23 protein-coding genes are annotated in these 25,966 nt (G+C 71.8%); 12 read left to right on the top strand and 11 right to left on the bottom strand.

The window, feature by feature from the left end; all coding sequences use genetic code 11:
- From SVTN_RS03350 to SVTN_RS03330, 5 genes are all read left to right on the top strand, one after another.
- Positions 1-984, top strand: a complete 984-nt coding sequence (locus SVTN_RS03350; protein WP_041127739.1) for a carbohydrate kinase family protein — start codon at positions 1-3, stop codon at positions 982-984.
- Complete coding sequence (metH, locus tag SVTN_RS03345) at positions 981-4,481, top strand: methionine synthase (RefSeq protein ID WP_041127738.1); 3,501 nt, start codon at positions 981-983, stop codon at positions 4,479-4,481. Before SVTN_RS03350 ends, metH begins: the two co-directional genes overlap by 4 nt.
- Positions 4,478-5,365 carry a methylenetetrahydrofolate reductase [NAD(P)H] gene (gene metF, locus SVTN_RS03340; RefSeq protein ID WP_041127737.1) on the top strand — a complete coding sequence of 296 codons (888 nt, stop codon included), beginning with the start codon at positions 4,478-4,480 and terminating at the stop codon, positions 5,363-5,365. The genes metH and metF overlap by 4 nt, the downstream gene beginning before the upstream one ends.
- On the top strand, positions 5,343-6,752 hold the full coding sequence (ahcY, locus tag SVTN_RS03335) for an adenosylhomocysteinase (protein WP_041127736.1): 1,410 nt from the start codon (positions 5,343-5,345) through the stop codon (positions 6,750-6,752). The genes metF and ahcY overlap by 23 nt, the downstream gene beginning before the upstream one ends.
- Before the next feature lie 70 nt (positions 6,753-6,822).
- Positions 6,823-7,638, top strand: a complete 816-nt coding sequence (locus SVTN_RS03330) for a methylmalonyl-CoA mutase family protein (RefSeq protein ID WP_078908165.1) — start codon at positions 6,823-6,825, stop codon at positions 7,636-7,638.
- A gap of 16 nt (positions 7,639-7,654) precedes the next feature.
- Here SVTN_RS03330 and SVTN_RS03325 read toward each other — a convergent pair whose 3' ends face one another.
- The 6 genes from SVTN_RS03325 to SVTN_RS03300 all read right to left on the bottom strand — a co-directional run bounded on the left by SVTN_RS03325 (position 7,655) and on the right by SVTN_RS03300 (position 14,301).
- The gene (locus tag SVTN_RS03325; protein ID WP_041127734.1) at positions 7,655-8,941 is read right to left on the bottom strand and encodes an MFS transporter; all 1,287 of its coding nucleotides are present in this window, start codon (positions 8,939-8,941) and stop codon (positions 7,655-7,657) included.
- Positions 8,938-9,477: an ArsR/SmtB family transcription factor gene (locus SVTN_RS03320; RefSeq protein WP_041133495.1), complete on the bottom strand. Its 540-nt coding sequence runs from the start codon at positions 9,475-9,477 to the stop codon at positions 8,938-8,940. The genes SVTN_RS03325 and SVTN_RS03320 overlap by 4 nt, the downstream gene beginning before the upstream one ends.
- Positions 9,478-9,589: 112 nt before the next feature.
- A complete protein-coding gene (locus SVTN_RS03315; RefSeq protein WP_078908164.1) occupies positions 9,590-10,540 on the bottom strand; it encodes a slipin family protein in 951 nt (316 codons plus the stop codon).
- 143 nt (positions 10,541-10,683) lie between these two features.
- Positions 10,684-12,072: an FAD-binding oxidoreductase gene (locus tag SVTN_RS03310; protein WP_041127733.1), complete on the bottom strand. Its 1,389-nt coding sequence runs from the start codon at positions 12,070-12,072 to the stop codon at positions 10,684-10,686.
- 97 nt (positions 12,073-12,169) lie between these two features.
- Entirely contained in the window at positions 12,170-13,639 is a 1,470-nt protein-coding gene (locus SVTN_RS03305) for a multicopper oxidase family protein (RefSeq protein ID WP_041127732.1), read from the bottom strand.
- Positions 13,640-13,866: 227 nt separating this feature from the next.
- Positions 13,867-14,301 (bottom strand): hypothetical protein, encoded by a 435-nt coding sequence (locus SVTN_RS03300; RefSeq protein WP_052498918.1) that lies wholly within the window; start codon positions 14,299-14,301, stop codon positions 13,867-13,869.
- Between the two features lie 150 nt (positions 14,302-14,451).
- Here SVTN_RS03300 and SVTN_RS03295 point away from each other — a divergent pair, with 150 nt between their 5' ends.
- Both SVTN_RS03295 and SVTN_RS03290 read left to right on the top strand, forming a co-directional pair.
- Positions 14,452-15,720 carry a sensor histidine kinase gene (locus SVTN_RS03295; protein ID WP_041127731.1) on the top strand — a complete coding sequence of 423 codons (1,269 nt, stop codon included), beginning with the start codon at positions 14,452-14,454 and terminating at the stop codon, positions 15,718-15,720.
- Positions 15,705-16,352, top strand: coding sequence for a response regulator transcription factor (locus tag SVTN_RS03290; protein ID WP_041127730.1), 648 nt, complete (start codon positions 15,705-15,707; stop codon positions 16,350-16,352). Before SVTN_RS03295 ends, SVTN_RS03290 begins: the two co-directional genes overlap by 16 nt.
- A gap of 7 nt (positions 16,353-16,359) precedes the next feature.
- On the opposite strand, the gene SVTN_RS03285 is transcribed toward SVTN_RS03290, so the two are convergent.
- The 3 genes from SVTN_RS03285 to SVTN_RS03275 are packed head-to-tail and all read right to left on the bottom strand — an operon-like array spanning position 16,360 to position 18,707.
- Entirely contained in the window at positions 16,360-16,722 is a 363-nt protein-coding gene (locus tag SVTN_RS03285) for a DUF952 domain-containing protein (protein ID WP_041127729.1), read from the bottom strand.
- A gap of 40 nt (positions 16,723-16,762) precedes the next feature.
- Complete coding sequence (locus SVTN_RS03280; RefSeq protein ID WP_052498917.1) at positions 16,763-17,704, bottom strand: LysR family transcriptional regulator; 942 nt, start codon at positions 17,702-17,704, stop codon at positions 16,763-16,765.
- Between the two features lie 22 nt (positions 17,705-17,726).
- Positions 17,727-18,707 (bottom strand): GlxA family transcriptional regulator, encoded by a 981-nt coding sequence (locus SVTN_RS03275; protein ID WP_041127728.1) that lies wholly within the window; start codon positions 18,705-18,707, stop codon positions 17,727-17,729.
- A gap of 88 nt (positions 18,708-18,795) precedes the next feature.
- On the opposite strand from SVTN_RS03275, the gene SVTN_RS03270 reads away from it, so the two are divergent.
- From SVTN_RS03270 to SVTN_RS03255, 4 genes are all read left to right on the top strand, one after another.
- Positions 18,796-19,734 (top strand): NADP-dependent oxidoreductase, encoded by a 939-nt coding sequence (locus SVTN_RS03270; protein WP_052498916.1) that lies wholly within the window; start codon positions 18,796-18,798, stop codon positions 19,732-19,734.
- A 265-nt stretch (positions 19,735-19,999) separates the two neighbouring features.
- A complete protein-coding gene (locus SVTN_RS03265; RefSeq protein WP_052498915.1) occupies positions 20,000-20,434 on the top strand; it encodes a MerR family transcriptional regulator in 435 nt (144 codons plus the stop codon).
- A gap of 50 nt (positions 20,435-20,484) precedes the next feature.
- Positions 20,485-21,300: a maleylpyruvate isomerase family mycothiol-dependent enzyme gene (locus SVTN_RS03260; protein WP_041127727.1), complete on the top strand. Its 816-nt coding sequence runs from the start codon at positions 20,485-20,487 to the stop codon at positions 21,298-21,300.
- A gap of 93 nt (positions 21,301-21,393) precedes the next feature.
- Positions 21,394-21,693 (top strand): DUF1876 domain-containing protein, encoded by a 300-nt coding sequence (locus tag SVTN_RS03255; RefSeq protein ID WP_041127726.1) that lies wholly within the window; start codon positions 21,394-21,396, stop codon positions 21,691-21,693.
- An 88-nt stretch (positions 21,694-21,781) separates the two neighbouring features.
- Here the strand turns inward: SVTN_RS03255 and SVTN_RS03250 are convergent, their stop codons facing one another.
- Positions 21,782-22,402 carry a CBS domain-containing protein gene (locus SVTN_RS03250; protein WP_041127725.1) on the bottom strand — a complete coding sequence of 207 codons (621 nt, stop codon included), beginning with the start codon at positions 22,400-22,402 and terminating at the stop codon, positions 21,782-21,784.
- A gap of 173 nt (positions 22,403-22,575) precedes the next feature.
- Here SVTN_RS03250 and SVTN_RS03245 point away from each other — a divergent pair, with 173 nt between their 5' ends.
- Complete coding sequence (locus SVTN_RS03245; protein WP_041127724.1) at positions 22,576-23,826, top strand: YncE family protein; 1,251 nt, start codon at positions 22,576-22,578, stop codon at positions 23,824-23,826.
- A 66-nt stretch (positions 23,827-23,892) separates the two neighbouring features.
- Here the strand turns inward: SVTN_RS03245 and SVTN_RS03240 are convergent, their stop codons facing one another.
- Entirely contained in the window at positions 23,893-25,962 is a 2,070-nt protein-coding gene (locus tag SVTN_RS03240) for a galactose-binding domain-containing protein (protein WP_078908162.1), read from the bottom strand.
- Positions 25,963-25,966: the final 4 nt, after the last annotated feature.

Genomic DNA, 25,966 nt, shown 5'->3' with positions numbered 1-25,966 from the left:
GTGCGCATCGCCGTCACCGGGTCCATCGCCACGGACCATCTGATGGTCTTCCCCGGCCGGTTCGCGGACCAGCTCGTGGCCGACCGGCTGGAACACGTCTCGCTGTCCTTCCTCGCCGACCGCCTCGACATCCGCCGCGGGGGAGTGGCCGCGAACATCGCCTTCGGCCTCGGCCGGCTCGGCCTGTCTCCCCTGCTGGTCGGCGCGGTGGGCGACGACTTCGAGCCGTACCGGGTCTGGCTCAAGGGCCACGGCGTGGACACCGACTCCGTGCACGTCTCCACGGAACGGCACACCGCGCGGTTCGTCTGCACCACGGACGCGGACCAGAACCAGATCGCGACCTTCTACGCGGGCGCGATGGCGGAGGCACGCACCATCTCCCTCGCCCGGGTCGCGGCACGGTCCGGGGGCCTCGACCTCGTGCTCGTCTCCCCGAACGACCCGGAGGCGATGCTGCGCCACACCGCGGAGTGCCGCGAACTGGGCGCCCGCCTCGCCGCGGACCCGTCCCAGCAGCTCGCCCGCCTCGAACGGGACGAGGTCCGCACCCTGATCGACCACTCGGACATGCTCTTCACGAACGCGTACGAGTCCGTCCTCCTCCAGGAGCGCAGCGGCTGGACCGAACAGCAGGTCCTGGGCCGGACCCGCCTCTGGGTCACGACGCTCGGCGCCGACGGCTGCCGCATCCAGCGGGCCGGCGCCCGCACCCTCGACGTCCCCGCCGTGCCGGCGACCTCGGTCGCCGACCCGACGGGCGTCGGGGACGCCTTCCGCGCCGGATTCCTCGCGGGCGTCGCCTGGGGAACGGACATCGAGCGGGCGGCCCAACTGGGCAGCGCGCTCGCCACGACCGCCCTGGAGACGGTCGGCACGCAGGAGTACGAGCCGGAGCGGGACGACCTGCTGCTCCGACTGTCCGAGGCGTACGGGCCGACGGCGGCGGACGCACTGGCAGCACACCTGTCGAGGGCGCTGTGAACGAACAGAAGAACGAACAGAAGAGCGAACAGAAGAACAGAGCCGCCGCGCTGCGCGAGGCCTTCGCGGTCCGGGTCGTCGTCGCCGACGGCGCCATGGGCACCATGCTCCAGGCCCAGGACCCCACCCTGGAGGACTTCCAGCAGCTGGAGGGCTGCAACGAGATCCTGAACGTCTCCCGGCCGGACATCGTCCGCTCGGTCCACGACGCCTACCTCGCCGTCGGCACCGACTGCATCGGCACCAACACCTTCAACTGCAACTTCGCCGCGCTCGGCGAGTACGACATCGCCCACCGGATCTTCGAACTCTCCGAGGCCGGCGCCCGGATCGCCCGCGAAGCCGCCGATGCGTCCACACGGAACACCGGACAGCAGCGCTGGGTCCTCGGCTCCATGGGCCCCGGCACCAAGCTGCCCACCCTCGGCCACGTCGACTACGCCACCCTCCGCGACGCCTACCAGCAGAACGCCGAGGGCCTCCTCACCGGCGGCGCCGACGCCCTCCTCGTCGAGACCACGCAGGACCTGCTGCAGACCAAGTCCTCGATCATCGGCGCCCGGCGGGCACTCGACGCCCTGGGTCTCGACGTCCCGCTGATCTGCTCGGTGACCGTGGAGACCACGGGCACGATGCTGCTCGGCTCGGAGATCGGGGCGGCCCTGACGGCCCTGGAGCCGCTCGGCATCGACATGATCGGCCTGAACTGCGCCACGGGCCCGGTGGAGATGAGCGAGCACCTGCGTCACCTCGCCCGCCACTCCCGCATCCCGCTCTCCTGCATGCCGAACGCCGGCCTGCCCGTGCTCACCAAGGACGGCGCGCACTACCCGCTGTCGCCGCCCGAACTGGCCGACGCACAAGCGGAGTTCGTACGGGAATACGGCCTGTCCCTGGTCGGCGGCTGCTGCGGTACGACCCCCGAGCACCTGCGCCAGGTCGTGGAGCGCGTACGAGGTCTGACCCCGTCGGCGCGTGAGCCGCGACCGGAGCCGGGCGCCGCCTCCCTCTACCAGACCGTGCCGTTCCGGCAGGACACCTCGTACCTGGCGATCGGCGAGCGGACCAACGCCAACGGTTCGAAGAAGTTCCGCGAGGCCATGCTCGAGGGCCGGTGGGACGACTGCGTGGAGATGGCCCGGGACCAGATCCGTGAGGGCGCGCACATGCTCGACCTGTGCGTGGACTACGTGGGCCGCGACGGCGTCGCCGACATGCAGGAACTCGCCGGCCGCTTCGCCACCGCCTCCACCCTGCCGATCGTGCTCGACTCCACCGAGGTGGACGTGCTGCGCGCCGGCCTGGAGAAGCTCGGCGGCCGCGCCGTGATCAACTCGGTCAACTACGAGGACGGCGACGGGCCGGAGTCCCGCTTCGCCAAGGTCACCCGACTGGCCCAGGAGCACGGCGCGGCGCTGATCGCGCTGACCATCGACGAGGAGGGCCAGGCCCGCACCGCCGAGCACAAGGTGGCCGTCGCCGAGCGGCTGATCGCCGACCTGACCGGCAACTGGGGCATCCACGAGTCCGACATCCTCATCGACGCCCTGACCTTCACCATCTGCACCGGGCAGGAGGAGTCCCGGGGCGACGGCATCGCCACCATCGAGGCGATCCGCGAGCTCAAGCGCCGCCACCCGGACGTGCAGACCACGCTGGGCCTGTCGAACATCTCCTTCGGCCTCAACCCGGCCGCCCGCATCCTGCTCAACTCCGTCTTCCTGGACGAGTGCGTCAAGGCGGGCCTGGACTCGGCGATCGTGCACGCCTCCAAGATCCTGCCGATCGCCCGTTTCGACGAGGAGCAGGTCACCACCGCCCTCGACCTGATCTACGACCGGCGGCGGGAGGGCTACGACCCGCTGCAGAAGCTGATGGCCCTGTTCGAGGGCGCGACGGCGAAGTCCCTGAAGGCGGGGAAGGCGGAGGAGCTGCTCGCGCTGCCGCTGGAGGAGCGTCTGAAGCGGCGGATCGTCGACGGCGAGAAGAACGGCCTGGAGGCCGACCTCGACGAGGCCCTCGTGGACCGGCCGGCCCTGGACATCGTCAACGACACCCTCCTGGACGGCATGAAGACGGTCGGTGAGCTGTTCGGCTCCGGCCAGATGCAGCTGCCGTTCGTGCTCCAGTCCGCCGAGGTCATGAAGACGGCCGTGGCCTACCTGGAACCGCACATGGAGAAGTCCGACGCCGAGGGCAAGGGCACCATCGTGCTCGCGACCGTGCGGGGCGATGTCCACGACATCGGCAAGAACCTCGTGGACATCATCCTGTCCAACAACGGCTACAACGTCGTCAACATCGGCATCAAGCAGCCGGTCTCCGCGATCCTGGAGGCCGCCGAGGAGCACAACGCCGACGTCATCGGCATGTCCGGCCTGCTGGTGAAGTCCACCGTGATCATGAAGGAGAACCTGGAGGAGCTGAACGGCCGCGGGTTGGCCGCGAAGTACCCGGTGATCCTGGGTGGGGCGGCCCTGACCAGGGCGTACGTCGAGCAGGACCTGCACGAGCTGTACGAGGGCGAGGTGCGCTACGCCCGCGACGCCTTCGAGGGCCTGCGGCTGATGGACGCGCTGATGGGCGTGAAGCGGGGCGTCCCCGGAGCCGTACTCCCGGAGCTGAAGCAGCGCAGGGTGCCCAAGCAGCCGGTGGTGCTTCCGGAGGTCCGGGAGCCCGAGCCGGCCGGCCGCTCCGACGTGGCCGCCGACAACCTCGTACCCGAGCCCCCCTTCCTCGGAACGAAGGTCGTCAAGGGAATCCCGCTCGCGGAGTACGCGCCTTGGCTGGACGAGACCGCCCTATTCAAGGGCCAGTGGGGGCTGAAGGACAACGAGACGATCGACTCGGAAGGCCGGGCACGTCTGCGCGGTTGGCTGGATCGGCTGCAGACGGGCCACCTGCTCGAAGCGGCCGTCGTCTACGGCTACTTTCCCTGTGTGTCCAAGGGCGACGACCTGATCGTCCTGGACGAGCACGGAAGCGAGCGGACCCGCTTCTCCTTCCCCCGTCAGCAGCGGGGCCGCCGCCTCTGCCTGGCCGACTTCTTCCGTGCGGAGGAGTCCGGCGAGACCGATGTGCTCGCCCTGCAGATGGTCACGGTCGGCTCGAAGATCGGCGAGGCCACGGCCGAGCTCTTCGAGTCCGACGCCTACCGCGACTACCTCGAACTGCACGGCCTGTCCGTGCAGTTGGCGGAGGCGCTCGCCGAGTACTGGCACGCCCGGGTGCGCACAGAGTGGGGCATCGGCGGGAAGGACCCCGCCGCCATGGAGGGCATGTTCCGCACCGAGTACCAGGGCTGCCGCTACTCCCTCGGCTACCCGGCCTGCCCGGACCTGGAGGACCGGGCCAAGATCGCCGGACTCCTCGGGCCCGAGCGCATCGGAGTCCAGCTCTCGGAGGAGTACCAACTGCACCCCGAGCAGTCCACGGACGCCTTCGTGGTCCACCACCCGGAGGCGAGCTACTTCAACGCGGGAGGCCGACGGCTGTGAGCCCCACCTTCTCCTTCGAGTTCTTCCCGCCGAAGACGGACAAGGGCGAGCAGACCCTGTGGGACGCGATCCGGCGCGTGGAGGCGTTGAAGCCGGACTTCGTGTCGGTGACGTACGGGGCGGGCGGCTCGTCCCGTCACCGGACCATCGAGGTCACGAAGCGGATCGTCACCGAGACCACCCTGCGACCGGTCGCGCACCTCACGGCCGTCGGGCACTCGGTCGCCGAACTGCGGCACATCATCGGGCAGTACGCCGACGCCGGAGTCCGTGACGTGCTGGCCCTGCGCGGCGACCCGCCGGGCGATCCGCGGGGGGAGTGGACCCCGCACCCGCAGGGCTTCACCCACGCTCACGAACTGGTCCGGATGATCCGTCGGTTGGGGGACTTCAGCGTCGGTGTCGCGGCCTTCCCGGAGCGGCATCCGCGTTCCTCCGACTGGGAGAGCGACATCAGGCACTTCGTCGCGAAGTGCCGGGCGGGTGCGGACTACGCCATCACGCAGATGTTCTTCGACCCCGAGGACTATCTGCGGCTGCGGGACCGGGTCGCCGCCGCCGGCTGCGACACCCCGATCATCCCGGAGATCATGCCGGCCACCGACGTACGCCAGATCAGCCGCTTCGCCGAGCTGTCGAACGCGGCCTTCCCGGAAACACTCGCCAGACGACTGGACGCGGCCCGCGACAACCGCGATGTTGCGTACGAGATCGGTGTCGAGCACGCGACGGAGATGAGCCGTCGCCTCCTGGCAGAAGGCGCCCCCGGGCTTCACTACATCACCCTGAACCGTTCCACCGCGGCCCTGGACATCCATGCCAACGTCCTGGGCCTCGACCTCAAGTCCTACGGAGAAACACATGAGTTCGCTGGCGCCCGCTGACTTCACCGATTACAAGGTTGCCGACATCAGCCTCGCGGAGTTCGGCCGGAAGGAGATCACGCTGGCCGAGCACGAGATGCCCGGCCTGATGGCGATCCGCCGCGAGTACGCCCAGACCCGGCCGCTGGCCGGGGCCCGGATCACCGGCTCCCTGCACATGACCGTGCAGACCGCCGTGCTCATCGAGACCCTCGTCGCGCTGGGCGCGCAGGTGCGCTGGGTGTCGTGCAACATCTACTCCACCCAGGACCACGCGGCCGCCGCGATCGCCGCCGCCGGGATCCCGGTCTTCGCCTGGAAGGGCGAGACCCTGGAGGAGTACTGGTGGTGCACCGAGCAGGCCCTGACCTGGCCCGGCGCCGAGGGCCCCAACATGATCCTGGACGACGGCGGCGACGCGACCCTCCTGGTCCACAAGGGGGTGGAGTACCAGAAGACCGGCGTGCTGCCGGAGGCCTCCAACGAGGAGCTGGCGGTCGTCCGCGCCCTGCTTGAGTCCACCACCCTGGACTGGGCGGCGATCGCGGCCGGCATCCGGGGCGTGACGGAGGAGACCACCACGGGCGTGCACCGGCTGTACGAGATGCACCGCGAGGGCGCCCTGCTGTTCCCGGCGATCAACGTGAACGACGCGGTGACGAAGTCGAAGTTCGACAACAAGTACGGCTGCCGCCACTCGCTGATCGACGGCATCAACCGCGCCACCGACGTCCTGATCGGCGGCAAGACCGCGGTGGTCTGCGGGTACGGGGACGTCGGCAAGGGCTCGGCGGAGTCGCTGCGCGGCCAGGGCGCCCGGGTGATCGTCACGGAGATCGACCCGATCTGTGCGCTGCAGGCGGCGATGGACGGCTACCAGGTCGCCACCCTGGAGGACGTGGTGGAGACGGCCGACATCTTCATCACCACCACCGGCAACAAGGACATCATCATGGCGTCCGACATCGCCCGGATGAAGCACCAGGCCATCGTCGGCAACATCGGTCACTTCGACAACGAGATCGACATGGCGGGTCTGGCACAGATCCCGGGGATCGTGAAGGACGAGGTGAAGCCGCAGGTCCACACCTGGACCTTCCCCGACGGCAAGGTCGTCATCGTGCTCTCCGAGGGCCGGCTGCTGAACCTGGGCAACGCGACCGGGCATCCCTCGTTCGTGATGTCGAACTCCTTCGCGGACCAGACGCTGGCGCAGATCGAGCTGTTCACGAAGACGGCCGAGTATCCGGTGGGGGTGTACACGCTGCCCAAGCAGCTGGACGAGAAGGTGGCGCGGCTGCACCTGGACGCGCTGGGCGTGAAGCTGACGACGCTCCGTCCGGAGCAGGCGTCGTACATCGGGGTCCCGGTGGAGGGACCGTACAAGCCGGACCACTACCGCTACTGATCCGGACTGATCCGACGAAGAGTGAACGTGGCGGCTCGACCGCGAAGGCGGGAACGGAAGAGGTGATCGGATGAGATCGGCCGTGATGGACACTCCGGGCCACTCCACTGTTCCTGGAGCCGCCACGGAGTACAACGCCCACCTCAAGGCCGCGCTCGCGCGGGGTGCGAAGGACCTGACGGTCGTGTTCGACTGGCCGACCCGCCGCGGGTACGACAGTGATTCCCCTGTCGCGCGGGGAAGGGTCGGCGTGGGCGGGGTGGCGATCGATTCGATCGACGACATGAGGGTCCTCCTGGCGGGGATCCCTCTGGGCGCGGTCGCCCCGACCCTGACGATCGACCCGCCGGGCGTTCCCCTGCTCCTCCTGTACCGGCTGGTGCAGGAGGAGCAGGAGCAGGGCCGGGTGGCGGGGCGCTTCTCGGTCGTCCTTCGCCGACCGGGCCCGACCAGCCGCTACGAGGAGCGCCTCGTCGGATGTGTGCGCGCACTCGGAGCGTCGGTCGGCCTGCGTGTCGAAGTCACCGGTACGCATGTCTCCGTCGGCTCCGGAAGCACCGAGCCGTACCCCTCCGCGCCGTCCACCGTGTCGCCCTCCGCGCCGTCCGCGTCGCTGGCCGTCCGGCAGGCCGAGCGACTGGCCAAACTGCGCGCCTGGCGCTGCCAGGACCGGGTGGACACGGCGTTGACCGTGCTCCGGTGGGCCGTCAAGACCGACGGCGACGTCGTCTCTTCCCTGACGGACGCGCTCTCCGCCGGGGCCACGGTCGGCGAGGTGTCCGCGATCCTGCGGGAACTCTGGGATGCCGACGGAGCCGACGGAGCCGACGGGGCCAACGGGGTCAACGGGGTCAACGGGGCCGATGGGGCCGACTGCCCCACGTGACCGGGCTCGCGGAGCCCTAAACGGCGCCCTCCTGAACGGGATCCCGGGATTCCTGGCGATCTGGAACGTCGGCCGGGGCGGCGGCACGCAGCGCCGCCTCGACCCGGCGGTTGCTGGTCATGGTCGCGGTGACGGCGGTCATGGTGAGGAGGAGGCCGGCGGCGGTGTAGAGCGGGGTGCGTACGTCGTAGGTGGTGGCCAGCCAGCCGCCGAGGAAGGCGCCGAACGGGGCGGCGCACATGGAGAGCATGCGGGAGGTGGAGGCGACCCGGCCCATCAGGTGGGCGGGGACGATCGCCTGCCGGAGGGAGGGGCCGAGCACCATCGTGGCACCCACGCCCGCTCCGCAGACGGCGAGCGCGAGGCCGGCGACGTACGGGTTCGGGGCGGCGGCGAGGCCCAGGACGGCGAGCCCCTCGACGGTGGCCGTGCAGGTCAGCGCGGCGCCGGTGCCGAGTCGTCGGCCGAGGAAGGAGGCGATGCCCGCGCCGAGCAGACCGCCGGCGGCCTCCGCCGTGAGGAGCAGGCCGAAGCCGAAGGTGCCGATGCCGAGACGGTCGTGCGCGAAGAGGGCGAGCACCGTGTCCACGGCGATGAAGGCGACGTTCCCGATCGCCGGACGCAGCGCGAGCCCGAGCAGCAGCTGATCCCGGAAGACGTACGAGGCGCCGGCCCGCGCCTGCCGCAGCAGCGACTCTCGGGCCTCCGGTACGGGCCGGGGCATGGCGGGCAGCGACCGTACGAGCAGTGCGGAGAGCGCGAACGAGATCGCGTCGGCGAGCAGCGGAACCGCCCGCCCGAGCGCGAGCAGGGCGCTGCCCGCGGGCGGTCCGGCGAAGCCGGACGCGGCGGTCTGGGTGCCGCGCAGGCGGGAGTTGGCGCGCTCCAGGAGCGCGGGGTCGCGGCCGAGCAGATCCGGCAGATAGGCCGTGGCGGCCGTGTCGAAGAAGAGTCCGCCGAGGCCGAGGAGGAAGGCGACGGCCGCGAGCAGCGGAATGCTCAGCACGTCGAGCGCGGCCGCGGCCGCCGGTATCGCGAGCAGCACCGCACGCGCCGCGTCCGTGACCCACATCGTGCGCCGGCGGTCCCAGCGGTCCACCAGCGCGCCGCCGAGCACCCCGAAGAGCAGCCACGGCAGCGTTCCGGCGGCCGTGACGACGGCGAGCGCCAGCGGATCCCGCGTCAACGTCAGCGCGAGCAGCGGCAGCGCGGCATGCATCACCCCGTCACCGAGCGAGGACACCGTCTGCGCGGTCCACAGCCGTCCGAACCCGGCCGGCAACTTCCGAACGTCCGAGGTCACTTGGCGTCCCCCTCGGCCTGCTTGATCGCTGCCGGGTGGAAGAGCGCGAAGACGAGCGACGCGTCCGGAAGCGACGGATCGGACAGCTCCCGGTACTCGTCCGCCAGCGCGTGAAGCCGCGCCCCCAGCTCAGCGAACTGCTCCTCGGTGAGCCGCAGATGCGCCATCCGCACGTGCCGCTCGGCATCCGCCGGCGACGCCTCCAGGTCCGCCACCGCGTGCCGCATCAGCACGTCCGGGCCTCCCTCGCCCGGATCCGGCAGCACGATCGACCGCGCGGCCATGGCGTAGTACCGCTCGGTGACCCCCCGGACCTTCCGCGTCCGCACCACCTTCACCAAGCCGGCCCGCTCCAGCGTCCGTACGTGGTAGCTGGAACTCCCCTTCGCGAGGCCCACGCGCTCGGCGATCTGCGTGATCGTCGCGGGCTCGAAGCGGAGCACGGCCATGATCCGGTGGCGCGTGAGGTTGGAGACGGCGCGCAACTGCTCGTCGGTGGTGACGTGGAACGTCTCGGGAAGGTCATCGCTAGGCATGCCCCTAATGGTCAACACTTCTTGACCATTAGGCAAGGGGTTTTTGCTCGAATCTCCGCCGGAGGCTGGAAGTTGGAGCGGCGGATCGACTCGAAGAGCCCGCTCGCGCCGCCTACGAGGCCGGCGACTGGGTGCGCGGATCCGGGAGCTTCTCGCCGTGTACGGCGGGCGAACCGTGCGCGACGGGAGAACCGTCGGCGGCAGCCGAACTGCCGATGGCGGCCGAACCACCGGTGGCAGTCGAACCGTCGGTGGCAGTCGAACCGCCGGTGCCCGGCGCGTCGTCCACGGCGCCGGCGCCGAGGTTCCGCGCGGCCCGGTCGAAGTAGCGCAGCAGCTCCACCGGGAACGGCATCACCAGGGTCGAGTTCTTCTCCGCGGCCACCTCGACGACCGTCTGCAGCAGACGCAACTGCATGGCCTCCGGCGTGTCGGCCATGATCCGCGACGCGTTGGCCAGCTGCTGCGCCGCCTGGAACTCGCCGTCCGCCGTGATCACCCGAGCCCGCCGTTCCCGCTCGGCCTCCGCCTGCCGGGACATCGACCGCTTGAGCGACTCCGGCAGCTGGACGTCCTTGATCTCGACCCGGTCGATGTGGACGCCCCAGCCGGCCGCCGGGCTGTCGATCATCAACGCCAGCCCCTCGTGCAGCCGTTCACGGTCGGACAGCAGGTCGTCCAGGTCGCTCTTGCCGATGATCGACCGCAACGAGGACTGCGCGACCTGCCCGACGGCGAAGACGTAGTCCTGGACCTCGATCGCCGCCCGCAGCGGGTCGACGACCCGGAAGTAGACCACGGCGTCGACCTTCACCGAGACGTTGTCCCGCGTGATGCCCTCCTGCGTCGGGATCGGCAACGTGACCACCTGCACGTTCACCTTGCGCATCCGGTCCACGAACGGAACGAGGAAGGTGATCCCCGGCTGCCGGTGACCGGGCAGCGCCTTGCCGAGCCGGAAGACCACCCCCCGCTCCACCTGGTTGACGATCCGCATCCCACTGCGCAGTACGACGAGCACACAGACCACGAGGGCCACGAATCCTGTTACGGCGCCTTCCACGGCGGCCACCCTTCCCCGAACGGTGAGTAGAACACCGAAGATGACACCGTCCGGGGCCCGCCGGATCCCCGCTGGACGTCAAAGGGCCGTCAAGACTCGGCCGTCGACTCGGCCGTCAGGATCCGGTCGTCAGGACCCGGTCGTCAGGATCCGGCAGGGGTGATGTTCTGGTTGTGGTGGAAGACGTTGTCCGGGTCGTACGTCCGCTTCACCTCCGCCAGCCGGTCGTAGTGCCCGCGGTACGTGGCCCGCACCCGGTCATGGCCCTCGTCCGCGCCCATGAAGTTGACGTATCCGGCGCCCATCGAGTGCGGGTGCAGGGCCTCCCAGTAGTCCACCGCCCAGGTGCGGATCGCCTCCGCTTCGGACGGTTCGGGGCTGATGCCGCCGATCACGCCGGACCAGATCGCGTCCCGGTAGGCCCAGGCCGTGTCCATGGGGCCCACGCGGTGGGCCGCGGCGTCGACGGGGTAGAGGTGCATCGTCGACAGCTCGGTCGGGATGTTCTCCAGGAAGGTGCGGTGGACGTCGATCGCGTCCTCCGTGATCCGGTCGAAGAAGTCGCCGCGCCAGTACCACTGGAGGCCCTTCGGGATCAGCTCGTCGAACATCGACTGGAGGGCCGGGTACGGCATCGGCGTCGCGAAGTGGAAGACGGGCGGGGCCGGATCGGCGACGGGCGCGAACGTCTTCGCGAGGCTCTCCTCGTCCGTCGGGCCCGTGCTGCACCACACCACGCCGCACACCTTCTTGTGGTGGATCTCCTCCGGGAACGGCGGTCCGGGCGGGACGGTCAGCGTGGCGAAGAAGCCGTTCAGGTCGTCCGGTGCCGCCGGCAGGAACTCCCGGTACCAGCGCAGTACGGCCCCGATGTGCTCCGGATCCCACAGGGTGACGCCGACCCCGACGTCGTCCACGGGGTGCAGGGCGTACGTGAAGGAGGTCGCCACGCCGAAGTTGCCGCCGCCGCCGCGCAAGGCCCAGAAGAGGTCGGGGTGTTCGTCCGCCGACGCGGTGACGACCGAGCCGTCCGCGAGGACCAGGTCCGCCGCGAGGAGGTTGTCGATGGTCAGCCCGTAGGCGCGGGTCAGGTGACCGTGCCCGCCGCCCAGCGTCAGCCCGCCGACCCCGGTCGTCGACATGATCCCGGCGGGCGTCGCGAGCCCGAAGCCGTGCGCCTCGTGGTCCAGGTCCCCGAGCTGGCTGCCGCCGCCCACGAGGGCGGTCCGCGTCGCGGGATCGACCCGCACCCAGCGGATGCCGGACAGGTCGATCATCAGCGAGCCGTCGACCAGGCACAGGCCGCCGCCGCTGTGACCGCCGCCGCGGACCGCCAGGTCCATGTCGTTCTCCCGGGCGTACCGCACCGCCGCCCGGACGTCCGTGGTGTCCGCGCACCGTGCGATGACGGCCGGCCGCCGGTCGATCATCGCGTTGTAGATCTTCCGGGCCTCGTCGTATCCCGTGTCCTCCGGGCCGATCACCTCGCCGCGCAGCAACGCGCGCAGGCTCTCCACCGCCGTGCCGCCCATGACCACTCCTCCAGGGCACCCCTGCTGGCCGGCCGCGCTACCCCTTCAGTCTGCCCCCGCCGGGCGGGCTCCGCGACCAGCGGAGGCGGTGGCCGCCTCACCGGACCCGGAAGGTGGCCATCATGCCCATGGCCGAATGGTCGAGCATGTGGCAGTGGTACACGTAGTCGCCCCGGAAGGCGTCGAACGTCACGTGCAGTTTCACCGTCTCGCCCGGCGCCACCCGGACGGTGTCCTTCAGGCCCGCCTCGGTCGGGCCCGCGGGCAGTCCGCCGCGTTCGAGGACCCGGAACTGGACCAGGTGCAGGTGGAAGTTGTGCGCGATGCGCCTGTTGGTGTTGGTGACGTTCCAGATCTCGGACGATCCGAAGGCCACGGTGGTGTCGATGCGATCGGGGTCGTACAACCGGCCGTTGATGAACCCCCGGGGGTCGGGGCGCCCGTCCTCGTCCATGCTGAGTGCGATGTGGCGGGTGACGGCGGCCTTGGGCAGGGCGGTGGCCGGCGGCAGGGTGCGCAGCACCTTGGGGATGCTGCTGGGGTCGTCGGCCTTGCGGACGACGTCGAAGCGGAGCACCTTGCCGACCTGATCGGGCCGCCCGGGGCCGCTGTTCGTGAGCACGAGGCGGGTCCCGACGGGGTGGCGGGAGAAGTCGATCACCACGTCGGCGCGTTCGCCGGGCGAGAGGACGAGGGCGGGCACGGCGACGGGGCGTTCGAGCAGGCCGCCGTCCGAGCCGATCTGGGTGAGCGGAGTGCCGTCGGACAGGCCCAGGGCGAAGAGGCGCAGGTTGGAGGCGTTGAGCAGCCGGAAACGGTATTTGCGGGCCGCGACCTGGAAGTAGGGGGTGGGTTTGCCGTTGGCGAGGATGGTGGTCCGGTTGCGGTCGGACATCGTGTACGCCAGCTGCCCCTGCTCGTCGAAGCGGGCGTCGCGGATCGTGACGGGGACGTCGTACTGGCCCTTGGGCAGGGGGAGGCTCTGTTCGAGCTCGTCGGTGAGCAGGTACGTGCCGGTCAGCCCGCGGTAGACGTGCTCGGCCTCCATGTGGTGGGCGTGGTCGTGGAACCAGAGCGAGGCATGGGGCTGCCGGTTGGTGTACACGTACGTCCGCGAGGTGCCGGGGGCGAACACGTCCATCGGGTTGCCGTCGTAAGGGGGCGGGACGCTCGCGCCGTGCAGATGGACGGTGACGGGCATGTCGAGGTCGTTGTGGTGACGGACGAGGACCCGGCGCCCGGAGCGGGCTTGGATGACGGGGCCGGGGAAGTGCCCGTCGTAGGTCAGGACATCGGTGGCGGTGCCCGGGAGGATCTCGGCGGTGGACCTGCGGATGGTCAGCTTGTAGACGTCCACGTCGCCCGTCGAGGACAGGGGGCGCAGCACGGGCGGAACCGGCATGGCCGTGGTGAACGCGGGCGGCACGGGGTCTTGCGCACGGTGGGGGCCGGCCGGGGGCAGGGCCTCCGCCGCGTGTGCCTCGCCTCCGGCGGGGATCCCGGGGGCGAGGAGCGGCAGGCCTGCGGCGGCGAGGGCCCCGCCGAGCACGGTGCGACGGTTGATCAACGACTTCCTCCCGGGAGGTGGGCGGCACGTGATGCCGGACGAGTGGCTTCCGGCGGGCAGGCCGACACGCTGTGATCCAGGTCTAACCGAGAGCGGGAGGAACCGCACACGGCGGCGGCGCATCCGAGGCACGCGACACCTCGTCGGGGGCCGGTCCGTCCGGCGTGCCGCCTGGCGTGCGGGCCGTTCGGGCCGGCGCCGGGCCGGATACTCCGTGCGGGGAGGGTTCACCGGGAGAAGGCGGTCCGCAGGGCGGTGCCGCGGGTGAGGAACGCGAGGCGGATCACGGGCAGCATGCAGACGGCCTGCATCGCGGCGTACCACGGCGGGCAGACGCCCGGGATCAGGTCGACGCCGATGATCGCGACCGGCAGGACGACGGCGAGGCCCCGCACGCGCTCGAAGGCCCGCTGGGATCCCCGGGAGGCGGACACGGTCAGCCGGTGGACGAGGACGGCGACCAGGGGCAGCAGGACGGCCCGTACCCACATGAACGTGTTCACCGGATGACCGCCGGCCGCCAGCCCGGCGACCGTGAGGAGGGAGAGGGCGCCGAGTGCGCCGTAGATCTTGACGCTCGCCGTCGCCGTGGCGAAGGCTCGTCGGGTGTCGGCGCGGTCGAGCGGGGCGGCCGTGGACGGGGAGTTCAGGTCGGTTTCCATGTCACCGAGCCTGCCGGGCGCTCGGCGGGGCCGGTATCCGTCTGGGCGTACGAGGGGGTGGGGCCAGCCCCACTCCTCGGCCGACCGGGGGAGAGAGCGGCCGCGTCCGGTGCACAGTGGACGCACCGAACGGAAGACGAAGGCGGAGGCATGAGACAGCTGGGTACGTGGTCGGCACGCGTCGGCGTGGGGTTCTTACGGGCGTGCGCCGTGGTGGCCGTCAGCATGCTGATCCCCGCCGTGTGGGCCGCCGCCGTGGCGCTCGGCATCCGGTGGGGACCGGGCAACCCCTGGTCGTGGCTCGCACCGGTCGTCCTGGTGGGGGTGGGCACGCTCGCCCTGTCCCGGCCGGTCTGCCGGGCCGTCCGCCACCTCGTCGCCCGGTGGACGGGCACCGTGATCCCCGCCGGCTACCGGGAGGCCCCGCCGGTCACGCGGATGTCCACCGGCTACTGGTGGAACGGCTTCGGCTACGAACGCACCCGCCGCGACGCCCTCATGGACCAGAAGTGGCGCATCCGGTGGAACGACCCCGCCGACCGGCGCGACCTGCGGTTCACGGCCGTCGTGCCGCTCACCGCGGGCCTCGTCGCCTGCCTCCCGCCGGCCGGGCTGGCCGCGGCCGTCCTCGGACTCGGGACCGGCCGGTACGGGGCCCCCGGCCGCCTCGCCGGCGCGCTCGGCCTGCTGGTGGCCGTCGCCGTCGCCCCGTACGCCTGGCGGGCGCTCCCACCGGTCGCCGTGCGCTTCCTGCGCCCGTCGTCCGCGATGGCGCTGGCGGAACGGGTGGAGGAACTGACCGCCCAGCGCGCCGACGCGACGATCGCCCAGGCCGCCGAGATCCGCCGCATCGAGCGGGACCTGCACGACGGGGCGCAGGCCCGCCTGGTCGGCCTCGGACTGTCCCTGGCGACGGCGGAGAAGCTCATGGAGACCGACCCCGAGCGGGCCAGGGCGCTGATGCGGGAGGCGCGGGCGGGCGCCACCGCCTCCCTGACCGAACTCCGGGAACTGGTCCGGGGCATCAACCCGCCCGTCCTGAGCGACCGGGGGCTCGTCGACGCCCTCCGCGCCCTCGCCCTGGACAGCCCGCTCGACGTCACGGTCGACGCGGACCTCCGGCACCGCCCGGACCCCCCGGTCGAATCGGCCCTGTACTTCGCCGTCGCCGAACTGCTGAGCAACGCGGTCAAACACGCCGGGGCGACCCGGGTCCGCATCACCCTCGCGCGGGGCGACACGAACATCGTCATCGAGGTCCTGGACGACGGCCGCGGCGGAGCCCACGCCCGGGACGGCGGCGGCGGCCTCGCCGGGCTGCGCCGTCGGCTCGCCGCCTTCGACGGCACCCTGGAGATCATCAGCCCGGCGGGCGGCCCGACCCGCGCGACCCTGGAGGTGCCGTGCGCATCGTCGTAGCCGAAGACCTGTACCTGCTGCGCGACGGGATGGTCCGGCTCATCGAGGCCTACGGCCACGAGGTGGTGGCGACGGCGGCCACCGGCCCCGAGACGCTGCGGACCCTCCTCGAGTGGAAGCCCGATGTCGCCGTCGTCGACGTCCGCATGCCGCCGAGCCACACGGACGAGGGCCTGCGGGCCGCCATCGCCGCCCGCGCCGAACTGCCCGGACTGCCGGTCCTGATCCTCTCCCAGTACGTCGAGCAGCTCTACGCCCGGGAGTTGCTCGCCGACGGCTCCGGCGGCATCGGCTACTTCCTCAAGGACAGCGTGTTCGACGCCGACCAGTTCATCGACGCGCTGGAACGCGTCGCGGCCGGCGGGACCGCGATGGACCCGGCCGTCATCGCCCGACTCCTTGCCGGCGGGCCCTCGAACCGGCGCCTGGAGAAGCTCACCGAACGCGAGCACTCCGTGCTCGGCCTCATGGCCGAAGGACTGTCCAACCAGGTCATCGCCCAACGCCTCTTCCTCAGCGAGAGCGCCATCGGGAAGTACACGACCTCCCTGTTCGGCAAGCTCGGCATCGTCGACGACGGCACCAACAACCGTCGTGTCCTCGCCGTCCTGGCCTACCTGAACAAGGACTGACGGCCGGTCAGCCGGTTGCGGTCAGCCCCGTGGCCCGGCCGTCCGCGTCCCAGACGACCTCCAGGATCCCGTCGACGGCGGCGCGGTCGATCGGCCCGAACACGTGCGGGAAGAGCGTCTCCTCCGAGACGCCGGGCGGCGGGGTAGGCGCGGCGGCCTCCCACTCGGTCCTGGCCGCGATCCGGCTCTCGTCGAGGAGGAGCACCAGGAGCGGCCGGGAGGCGCTGCGGTAGAAGGCGTTGACGACGGCGAGCGTGGTCGGCTCGTCGGGGGAGCAGTGGACGAAACCTTCCTCCGCGAGGGAGGCGGGGGCGTACGGTTCCTCCGGCCGGGCGGACCATTCGGCGGGCGTGACGACGTGGTAGATCATGTTCCGGTTATAGCAGGAGCCACTGGCGCTCCCCCCCGGGTCACCAGGTGCGTCCGGCCTCGATCAGCAGGTCCCGCACGCGCGTGACGTCGGGGTTGTCCGGGCGGCCCGGGCGCTGCACGAGATAGCCGGTGTTGAGGGGCGGGTCCTCCGGTTCGTGCAGGGACACGAGGGCGCCGGAGGCCAGCGCGGTCTGGCAGAGGTAGCGCGGCAGGACGCTGAACCCCGCTCCGGCGACGACCGCGGCGAGGACCCCGCGCAGATCGGGAACGGTCACGGCCGCGGAGCGGGAGAGCCGCGCCCCGAACACGTGCCGCCAGTAACGGCGGGCGATGGGCAGGTCCTCGGCGTACGTGACCAGGGGGACGGGATGCAGCGCCGCCGGTCCCTCCAGGGCGAGGCGCTCCTTGACGCGGTCGGCCCACACGGGGGCCGCGACCAGGACGAACTCCTCGTCGGTGAGCGGTACGGAGGTCAGCGCCCGCCCGCGCGGCCGGAAGGTGGCGATCACCAGGTCGTGCCGGCCCGCGCGCAGCTCGTCGAGGAGCGGCTCGGTCAGGCCCGGGCTGACCCTCAGCCGTACCCCTTCGGCCGTCAGCGGGACGAGCGCGGGCAGGACGCGCGTACAGAGCAGCTCGGCGGGGCCCGCCAGGTGGACGGGCGCGGTCCGCTCGTGGGGCGCGGCCTCGTGCCCGGCCGCGGCGGCCAGCGCGTCGAGCGGCCCGGCGACCCGGGCCGCGAGGTCGTGGGCGACAGCGGTGGGGGCGACACCGCGCGGCAGCCGCTCGAACAGCTCGCGGCCCGTCTGCCGCTCCAGGGCGCGGATCTGGGTGGTCACCGTCGGCTGCGACAGACCGAGCAGCCCGGCGGCGGCGGTGAACGAACCGGAGCGGTAGACCGCCAGGAAGGTCCGCAGCAGGTTCAGGTCGGCCGGCGGCTGCGCCGCACCGCCCGCACCGCCATCGGAATCCTTATGCCTCATGGGCGCCAAGCCTACCCAGGGCCTATGGGAGGGCGGCGGCCCCGCCCCGGAAGGTGCGCCGGTAGGCGAGCGGGGAGACGCCGATCGCCGCGTGGAGGTGCTGGCGCAGCGAGGTGCCGGTGGCGAAGCCGACCTGGCCCGCGATGTCGTCCACGGCGAGGTCCGTGGACTCCAGGAGATGCCGGGCGCGGGCCACCCGCTGCTGGATCAGCCAGCGGCCCGGGCTCATGCCGACCTCCTCGTCGAACCGGCGGGCGAAGGTCCGCAGGCTCATCCGGGCGTGGTCGGCGAGCGTGCTGAGCGCCAGCGGCTCGTGCAGGTGCTCGAGGGCCCACTGCCGGGTCGCCGAGGTGTCGTTGGCGGTGGTCTCGGGCACGGGCTGCTCGATGTACTGGGCCTGCCCGCCGTCCCGCCAGGGCGGCACGACGCACACCCGGGCCACGAAGTTCGCGACGGCGGTGCCGTGGTCCTTCCGTACGAGGTGCAGGCAGGCGTCCACGCCGGACGCGGCGCCCGCCGAGGTCAGCACGTCGCCGTCGTCGACGAACAGCACGTCCGGGTCGAGCGCCACCTGCGGGAACCAGTCGCGGAAGACGGGGGCCAGCGCCCAGTGCGTGGTGGCGGGACGACCGTCCAGGAGCCCGGCGGCGGCGAGGACGAACGCGCCCGTGCAGATGGACACGATCCGCGCCCCGGCGGGCACGGAGGCCAGCGCCTCGGCGACCCCGGAGGGGAGCTCGCGGGAGAGGAGGGACATGTCGAAGGGCGGAAGGATGACGGTGTCGGCCGTGCGGAGCGCCTCGGGCCCGTGCTCGGCGGTGACGGAGAAGTCGGAGTTGGTACGGACGGGCCGGCCGTCCACCGAGCAGGTCAGGACCTCGTAGTGCTCGGCCACCGAGCCGAACACCCGGCTCGGGATGCCCAGTTCGAAGGGGTAGACCCCGTCCAGGGCGAGGACGACGACACGATGCCTCGGAAGACGGTCACCCGTGGCAGGACTCATGGCAGGATCCCTTCGAAAGATGGCAATCGTGCCATGGTACGCGGCGGTGCGGGCGGCGAGTCTGGACGGCATGACGAATCACCCCACCATGCGAGCCATCAGCCAGGACGCCCACGGCACCCCCGAGGTCCTCCGGGAGGTCGTGGTCCCGCGGCCCGTGCCCGGCCCCGGCCAGATCCTCGTCGCCGTCCGCGCGGCCGGCGTCAACCCGACCGACTGGAAGCACCGCTCCGGCCCCCTCTTCCTCAACCGCCTGCCGCTCGTCCTCGGCTGGGACGTCTCCGGCGTCGTCGAGGCCGTCGGCTTCGGCGTGACCCTGTTCAAGCCCGGCGACGAGGTCTTCGGGATGCTGCCGTACCCGCACGGCGCCGGCTCCCACGCCGAGTACGTGACCGCCCCGGCCCGCGCCTTCGCCCACAAGCCGGCCGAGCTCGACCACGTCCGGGCCGGCGCCCTGCCGCTCGCCGCCCTCACCGCGTACCAGGCGATCGTCGACACCGCCCGGGTCGGCCCCGGGCAGCGGGTCCTGATCCACGCGGCCGCCGGCGGCGTCGGCCACCTCGCCGTCCAGATCGCCAAGACCCGCGGCGCGTACGTCATCGGCACCGCGAGCGCCCCGAAGCACGCGTTCGTCCGCTCCCTCGGCGCCGACGAGGTCATCGACTACCGCACCACCGACTTCACCGAGGCCGTCCAGGACGTCGACATGGTCCTCGACCTGCTGTCCGGGGACACCCGCACCCGCTCCCTCGACGTCCTCCGCTCCGGCGGCACGCTCGTCTCCCTGCTCCCGCCCACCGACCCGGACGAACCGGCGAAGGCGGCCGCGCGGGGCGTCCGCGTGGAGACCCTCCTCGTCGAGGCCGACCACGCCGGCATGAACGCCATCGCCGCCCTCGCGGCCTCCGGCGCCCTGCGCCCCCACGTCGAGGCCGTCTTCCCCCTCGCGGAAGCCACCAAGGCCCACACCCTCGGCGAGACCGACCGCACCACCGGCAAGCTCGTCCTCACGGTGGACGGTGCCTGAGCCCGACTCACGGGGCCCGTGTCCCGGACGCCGTGAAGACTGCGAACGGGCGCGCAGCGCGGCCGCTGCCGGGGCGCGGTCGACGGCGTCGAGGACGGCGAGCAGGGAGGAGGGGCGGCGGTCGGGAGCAAGGCGGTGGTCGTGGCCCGAACGGGCCCCAGGAGTAATGGACATGGCGGCCACGCTCGTGGTTAATGCCGACATGAAGTCAAGCGGTACGCCCCCGACGCCTCCCGCGTCTCCCACGCCTCCCGCGTCTCCCACGATGAGCATCGGCGAACTCGCGGGCCGGTTCGGTCTCGCGACCCACGTGCTGCGGCACTGGGAGTCCACCGGGCTCCTCGACCCCGCCCGCGACCCCCACGGCCGCCGCCGCTACGACGACACCCACGTCACCCGCGTCGCCGTCGTCCTCCGGGCCAAGCGTGCGGGTCTCTCCCTCGACGACATCCGGGAGCTGCTCCGGGCCGGCGACCCGGGCGCCCGTCGGCGGCGGCTCGCCGCCCACCGCGAGGAGCTCCGGCGCCGGATGGCGGAGGCGCAGGCCTGTCTCGACCTCGTCGAATGCGCGCTGGGCTGCGCCCACGACGATCTCGCCGACTGCCCCCGCTTCCGGGAGGCCGTCGCCGCCACGGCCGGTGGCGAAGACCTCCCCGCCGGGACCGGTGCAAACGGACCTACTCGCTGGTACGGTCCCTGACCTACCGGCGGCTCCACACGGGAGCCGCCGGACCGGGGAGGGGCGGAACCATGACGCGGCGAACGGGCGGGGTGCTTCCCGAAGGGCTTGCCGAGGCGATACGCGGGACCGCCGACGACATCGCGGCGGTCCTGCGCACCCCGGCGCGGGACGCCGGCCGGCTGCCCGTGCCCCGCTCCACCTGGACGGTCGGGGAGGCCGCCGCCCACCTGGCGCAGGCGAACGCCCTCATGGCCGACCTGGCCGCAGGACACGAGCGCCCCTACGGCGACGGCACCCCCGGCAGCCTGGCCGAGGCCAACGAGCGCGCCCTCGCCGGATTCGGCGAGCGGGCGCCCGGCCCGCTCGCCGAGATGATCACGGCTCAGGCCGCCGCGTTCCTGGGGAGCATCGAGGAGCGCGACCCGGCCGAGCCGATCTCCACACCCCTCGGCCGCCTGAGCCCGGCCGTCCTCGGTTCGTACCTGCTGACCCACATGCTCGGCCACGGCTACGACCTCGCCCTCGCCCTGAACCGGCCGCACATGCTCGACGCCCGCCGGGTCGAACTCACCCTGCCGTTCATGATCGAGGCGATGCCCCGGGTCGCCGACCCCGCCGCGGTCGCCGGCCTCACCGCGAGCTTCGCCGTACGGCTCCGCAACGGCCCGAGTTTCGGCGTCACCGTCACGGACGGCACGGTCAGGACCGACCACGAACCACCGGCCCGGCCCGACTGTACGATCCTCACGGAGCCGGTCGCCTTCCTCCTCCTCGGTCTCGGGCGGCTCGACCCCTGGCCGGTGATCGCGCGGGGCAAGGCGCTCGGCTGGGGTCGCAAGCCCTGGCTCGCCCCCCGCTTCCCCCGCCTCTTCCGCGCGCCCTGACCGTGCGTTCCCGGCCCCGCCGATGGATCCTGGAGGTATCGGAAGGGGCCGTGCCTCGGTTGCGCGCGACCCGGCGATGCAAGGAGGCGGACCATGAGCCGCACGCTGGAATGGACGGTCGGCGTGGAGCTGACCGAGGACAGCGGCAGGACGAAGGCCGAGGCCCGGCTGGACACCGGCACCTCGACCATCACGGGCCACGGCTCCGCGCGGTGCAACCCGGCGGACGTGGACGTGCCGGCGATCGGCGACGAACTCGCCGCGAGCCGGGCGATGAAGAACCTGGCCGACAAGCTCATGCGGGAGGCCAACCGGGAGATGGAGGCGGCGGGCGCCGGGACCGTACCCCAGCACACCGGCCCCGGCTACGGCTGGCCGGAGGCGGTCTCCTGACGGACCTGACGGAACCGCCTTCCGCGCCGGGAGCCCGACGGGCCGGTGACGCCCCGCCGGGCTCCCCGGTCGTGCGCCCCGACACCCCTTAGGGGGTGTCGCCCTCCCCGTCCACCGTGTCGCCCTCCCCGTACGCCATCCGGTCCACGACCTCCACCACCCCGTCCACCGTCTCGCAGAGGCGGACCAGGATCGGGCCGAGGCCCGGGCGTTCCAGGGTGCCGCTCAGCGTCACCCGGCCCTCGTCGACGTCGATGTGCACGGCCGAGGGGGAGAGGCGCAGGATCCGGACGATCACGTCCTCGCGGATCTCCTCCTGGATCGAGCGGTCCCGCCGCAGGAACAGCTGGAGCAGGTCGCTGCGGCTGAGCACCCCGATCAGCCGGCCGTCCGCGTCCACGACGGGGAGCCGCTTCACCCGGTGCCGTTCCATCAGGCGGGCCGCCTCGACGGCCGTCCAGGAGGGCCGGGCGGTCACGGCCGGGCTCGACATCATGGCCTCCGCCGAGCTCGGCCCGTCCTTCGCCGTGTGCCGCCGCAGCAGGTCCGCCTCGGAGACGACGCCCACCGGCCGGTTCTCCTCGTCGACCACCGGGACCGCGGTGATGCCGTACTCGTCGAGGAGCCGCGCGATCTCCTTGAACGACGTCCCGCGCTGCACCGCGACCGCGGTGGGCGTCATCAGGTCCGCGACACTGCGGTGCCTCATCGTCCGTTCCGTCCCTTCTGTGGTCCTTCCTTCATGATCCCGCACCGGGGAGAAGCGAAGCGCGACGGGGTGCCGGGGCCTGTCCGGCGGATCGGGTCCCAGGGGCTTGTGGGCTCGACACGACCATGGTTACCTCCGGTAACTCGTTGTCGCGACACGGAAGAAGGACCCCCATGCCCTCTCCCCGCCCGTCCGGGACCCGCCGCTTCCTCGGAGCCCTCGCCACCGCCCTCGCGCTCGTCGCCACGACGGGCGGCACCGGAGCCGCCGCACCCACCGGGCTCCGTGAGGTGATGTTCGTCGGCAACAACTGGGACGGCACCGCCGACGTCATCGCCTCCCGCGGCGACTTCGGCCGCATCGCGCGCGTGAACGTGATCCCCGACAAGGAGGAGCGCCTCCGCGAGATCTATCTGAACCCCGTGAAGCTCGCCTTCTTCCTCGGCGTCCGCACCGGACCGGGCGAGGGCCACGACCAGTTCGTCGACGACATGTACGCGACCCCCGACGGCTCCGCCATGGTCGTCTCCCGCCCCAGCTTCGCCGACGTCGTCTCCCTCGACCTGCGCACCGGACGGATCAACTGGCGCTTCCCCGTGGCCGGTTACCGCGCCGACCACATGGCCGTCTCGCCCGACGGCACCCGCGTCGCGGTCTCCGCCTCCACCGCGAACACCGTGCACGTCCTGGACATCGCCACGGGACGCCAGGTCGGTTCCTTCAAGACCGGCGACAAGCCCCACGAGAACGTCTTCACCTCCGACGGCCTGCTCTGGAACATGTCCATCGGCGAGGTCACCACCGCGCTCGACGCCCCCTGGCTCGACTGGACCAAGGGCGACCGGAAGATCACCGTCGTCGACGCCCGCACCTTCGAGACCGTCCGCGTCATCGACATGCGCGACCGCCTCGACGCCTTCGGGCGCGGCGACCTCTCCGACGCCGTCCGCCCGCTCGTCTTCACCCCGGACGAGAAGAAGATCTACTTCCAGGTCTCCTTCTTCAACGGCTTCCTGGAGTACGACGTCGAATCCGACCGCATCACCCGCCTCAAGAACCTCCCGGGCAACCCGGCGACCGACCCCGACCGCACCACCTGGGTCAACGACTCGCGCCACCACGGCCTCTCGATCAGCCCCGACGGCGACAAGCTCTGCGTCGCCGGAACCATGGACGACTACGCCACCGTCGTCGACCGCGCCACGCTCCGGCAGGGCCCGCTCGTCCCGGCCTCCAAGCCCTACTGGGCGACCGTGAGCGGCGACGGCAAGTCCTGCGTCATCTCCGAGAGCGGCGCCGACCGGGTCACGGCCGTCGACTTCGCCACCGGACAGCGCGTGGCCTCCGTCGACGTCGGCGACCACCCCCAGCGGGTACGGCTCGCCCGCGTCCCCGCCGACTGGACCGGCCCCACGGCCGGCTGACACCCCGCACACGGAGAGGGGCTGTCGGATCCGCACCCGGATCCGGCAGCCCCTCTTCCCTTGCGCTCAGGACCTGTTGACGGCCACCTCGTAGAGCGAGTAGCCCCAGTCCGTGGCCCGCTTCACCCCGTGGATGCGCACGTAGCGGGCCGACTGCGAGTCGAACGTCGCCGTGTCGTAGCCGCCGTCGCCCGCGTCCGTGGACCACACGTCCCGCCAGGTCGTGCCGTCCTCCGACAGCTCGATCCGGTACGCGCGCGCGTAGGCCCGCTCCCAGTCCAGCGTGACCCGGCCGACCCGGCGCACCGAGCCCAGGTCCACCTTCAGCCACTGGTCGTCCGACCACTCGCTGGCCCAGCGGGTCCCCGTGTTGCCGTCGACCGTGAGGCCGGGCGAGAAGTCCACGAACGGGTTCCACCACTGCGTGGTGGAGGCCGACACCGGCTGCCCGGCCGCCAGGTTCACACCCGGCTCGTGGTCCTCGGTCCGCTTCCAGGTCGTCAGGTACGACTCCGCTCCCCGCGACAGGTCGTCCACGACGCTCTGACCGCCGGGGGAGAGCCGGATCTGCTCGACCCAGTCCGGCACGAGACCGTTGTGCGCGGCGCCGTCGGTGTTGAGGTCCCAGGTGCGCTCACCGGTGACCTGGCGGTCGAGGACCGAGCCTCCGTCGAAGCTGCGGAACGGGTACTTCACCGCGTTCGGCGCGTCGGCCCCGACCGGACCCGGATGGGCGCCGACGCCGTTCATGTCGGTGCCGTAGCCGAGCCCGACCCCGTACTTCCTGCGCAGTTCGGCCTTCTGCCCGGCCTCGCCGACGAAGCCCTGGGCGCTGCCCATGTACTGGGCGACGAAACCGCCGAGCCCGTAGACCCGGTCCGTCCAGTCCAGGTCCATCCAGCTGTGGCTGGAGATGACGCCCGGGTACTCCTCGGCCTCCAGGATGTCGAGCGCCCGCCCGGCGGCCTTGACGCTCATGTGGTCCAGCTCCAGCATCATGCCGCGCTGGATCATGCCCTTCAGGGCGTACTCGCCGAGCCGGGTGAGGCCGCGGGTGTTGCACTTCGCGTCCGAGGCGTACGAGGGGACGCTCACCCCGGCCGGCAGCTTCTCGGCCATCGCGGGCGGCGCGGCGGCGAGGCCGATCGGGTTGTCGTGCTGCGGGCCCGCGCACTTCTCGGTGGCCCAGAAGGTGCCGGTCGACAGGAACTGGCCGATGTTCACGGCGACACCGGTCGTGCCGCTGTCGAAGCGGACGCCGCACAGCGCGTTGTCGAACTTGTGGCACAGGAACATGCTGCGCACGCCGAGCCCGTACAGCTCGTCGAGACCCTTGTCGATGTCCGCCTGGCTGCACTGGGCGATGTCGAGGATCTGCTTGCAGCCGAAGGGCTCCGAGGTCTCCACGCCCAGGACGACGGCGAGCTTGCCCTCCTTGATCACCGAGCGGGCCTGCGCGGAGTCGGTCACGATGCGGAACCAGCCCTTGCCCGGGCCTCCGTACATCTTGTCGATGTAGTCCTGCAGCTCGTAGCTCTTGCGGGCTTCGAGCCGGATGGCGTCCATCTCGTCGCAGCCGCGGTCGCGCGGCAGGAGCGAGCAGATCAGGCCGTTGGTCACCAGGTCGTTGACCAGGACCCGCTGCCCGCCGCGCCAGGCCCGCTCGACCCACGCGTAGTAGTTCTGCTGGTGGCTCATCGAGTCGGGGGCGGGCCAGTCCTTGAAGGTGGGCCAGCCGACGGGGTCGTGCTTGCCGTTGTCACCGCCGGTGAGGTGCTCGAAGAGCGCGCCGGAGCCGTCCGGGTAGTGCTCCGGGCAGTCCTTGAGCGCGTCGGCGGCGCCGGCATTGGAGAAGGTCGCGCCGCAGATCATGCGGCCGCCGAAGCCCTCGTTGGACATCAGGTGGTTGTGCGCGTCGACGAACCCGCGCACCTTGCCCTGGGCATCGGTGCCCTTGAAGGGGGCGCCCGTGACGTTGATCTGGGAGTCGGGGGCGGGCCGCGCGGTGGGTTCCCACCACGAACCGGCGTCGGCCGCGGGGACCGGCCCCGCACCGAAGACGACGGTGGCCAGGGCGATGAAGAGCGAGACGAGGGCGAACCGCCCGCCCCCTCTGCGCGTTGTTGGTCGATTCATGGTC

This window comes from Streptomyces vietnamensis (genome assembly GCF_000830005.1).
Lineage (GTDB): Bacteria > Actinomycetota > Actinomycetes > Streptomycetales > Streptomycetaceae > Streptomyces > Streptomyces vietnamensis.
This window is presented reverse-complemented; position numbering and strand designations above follow the sequence as displayed.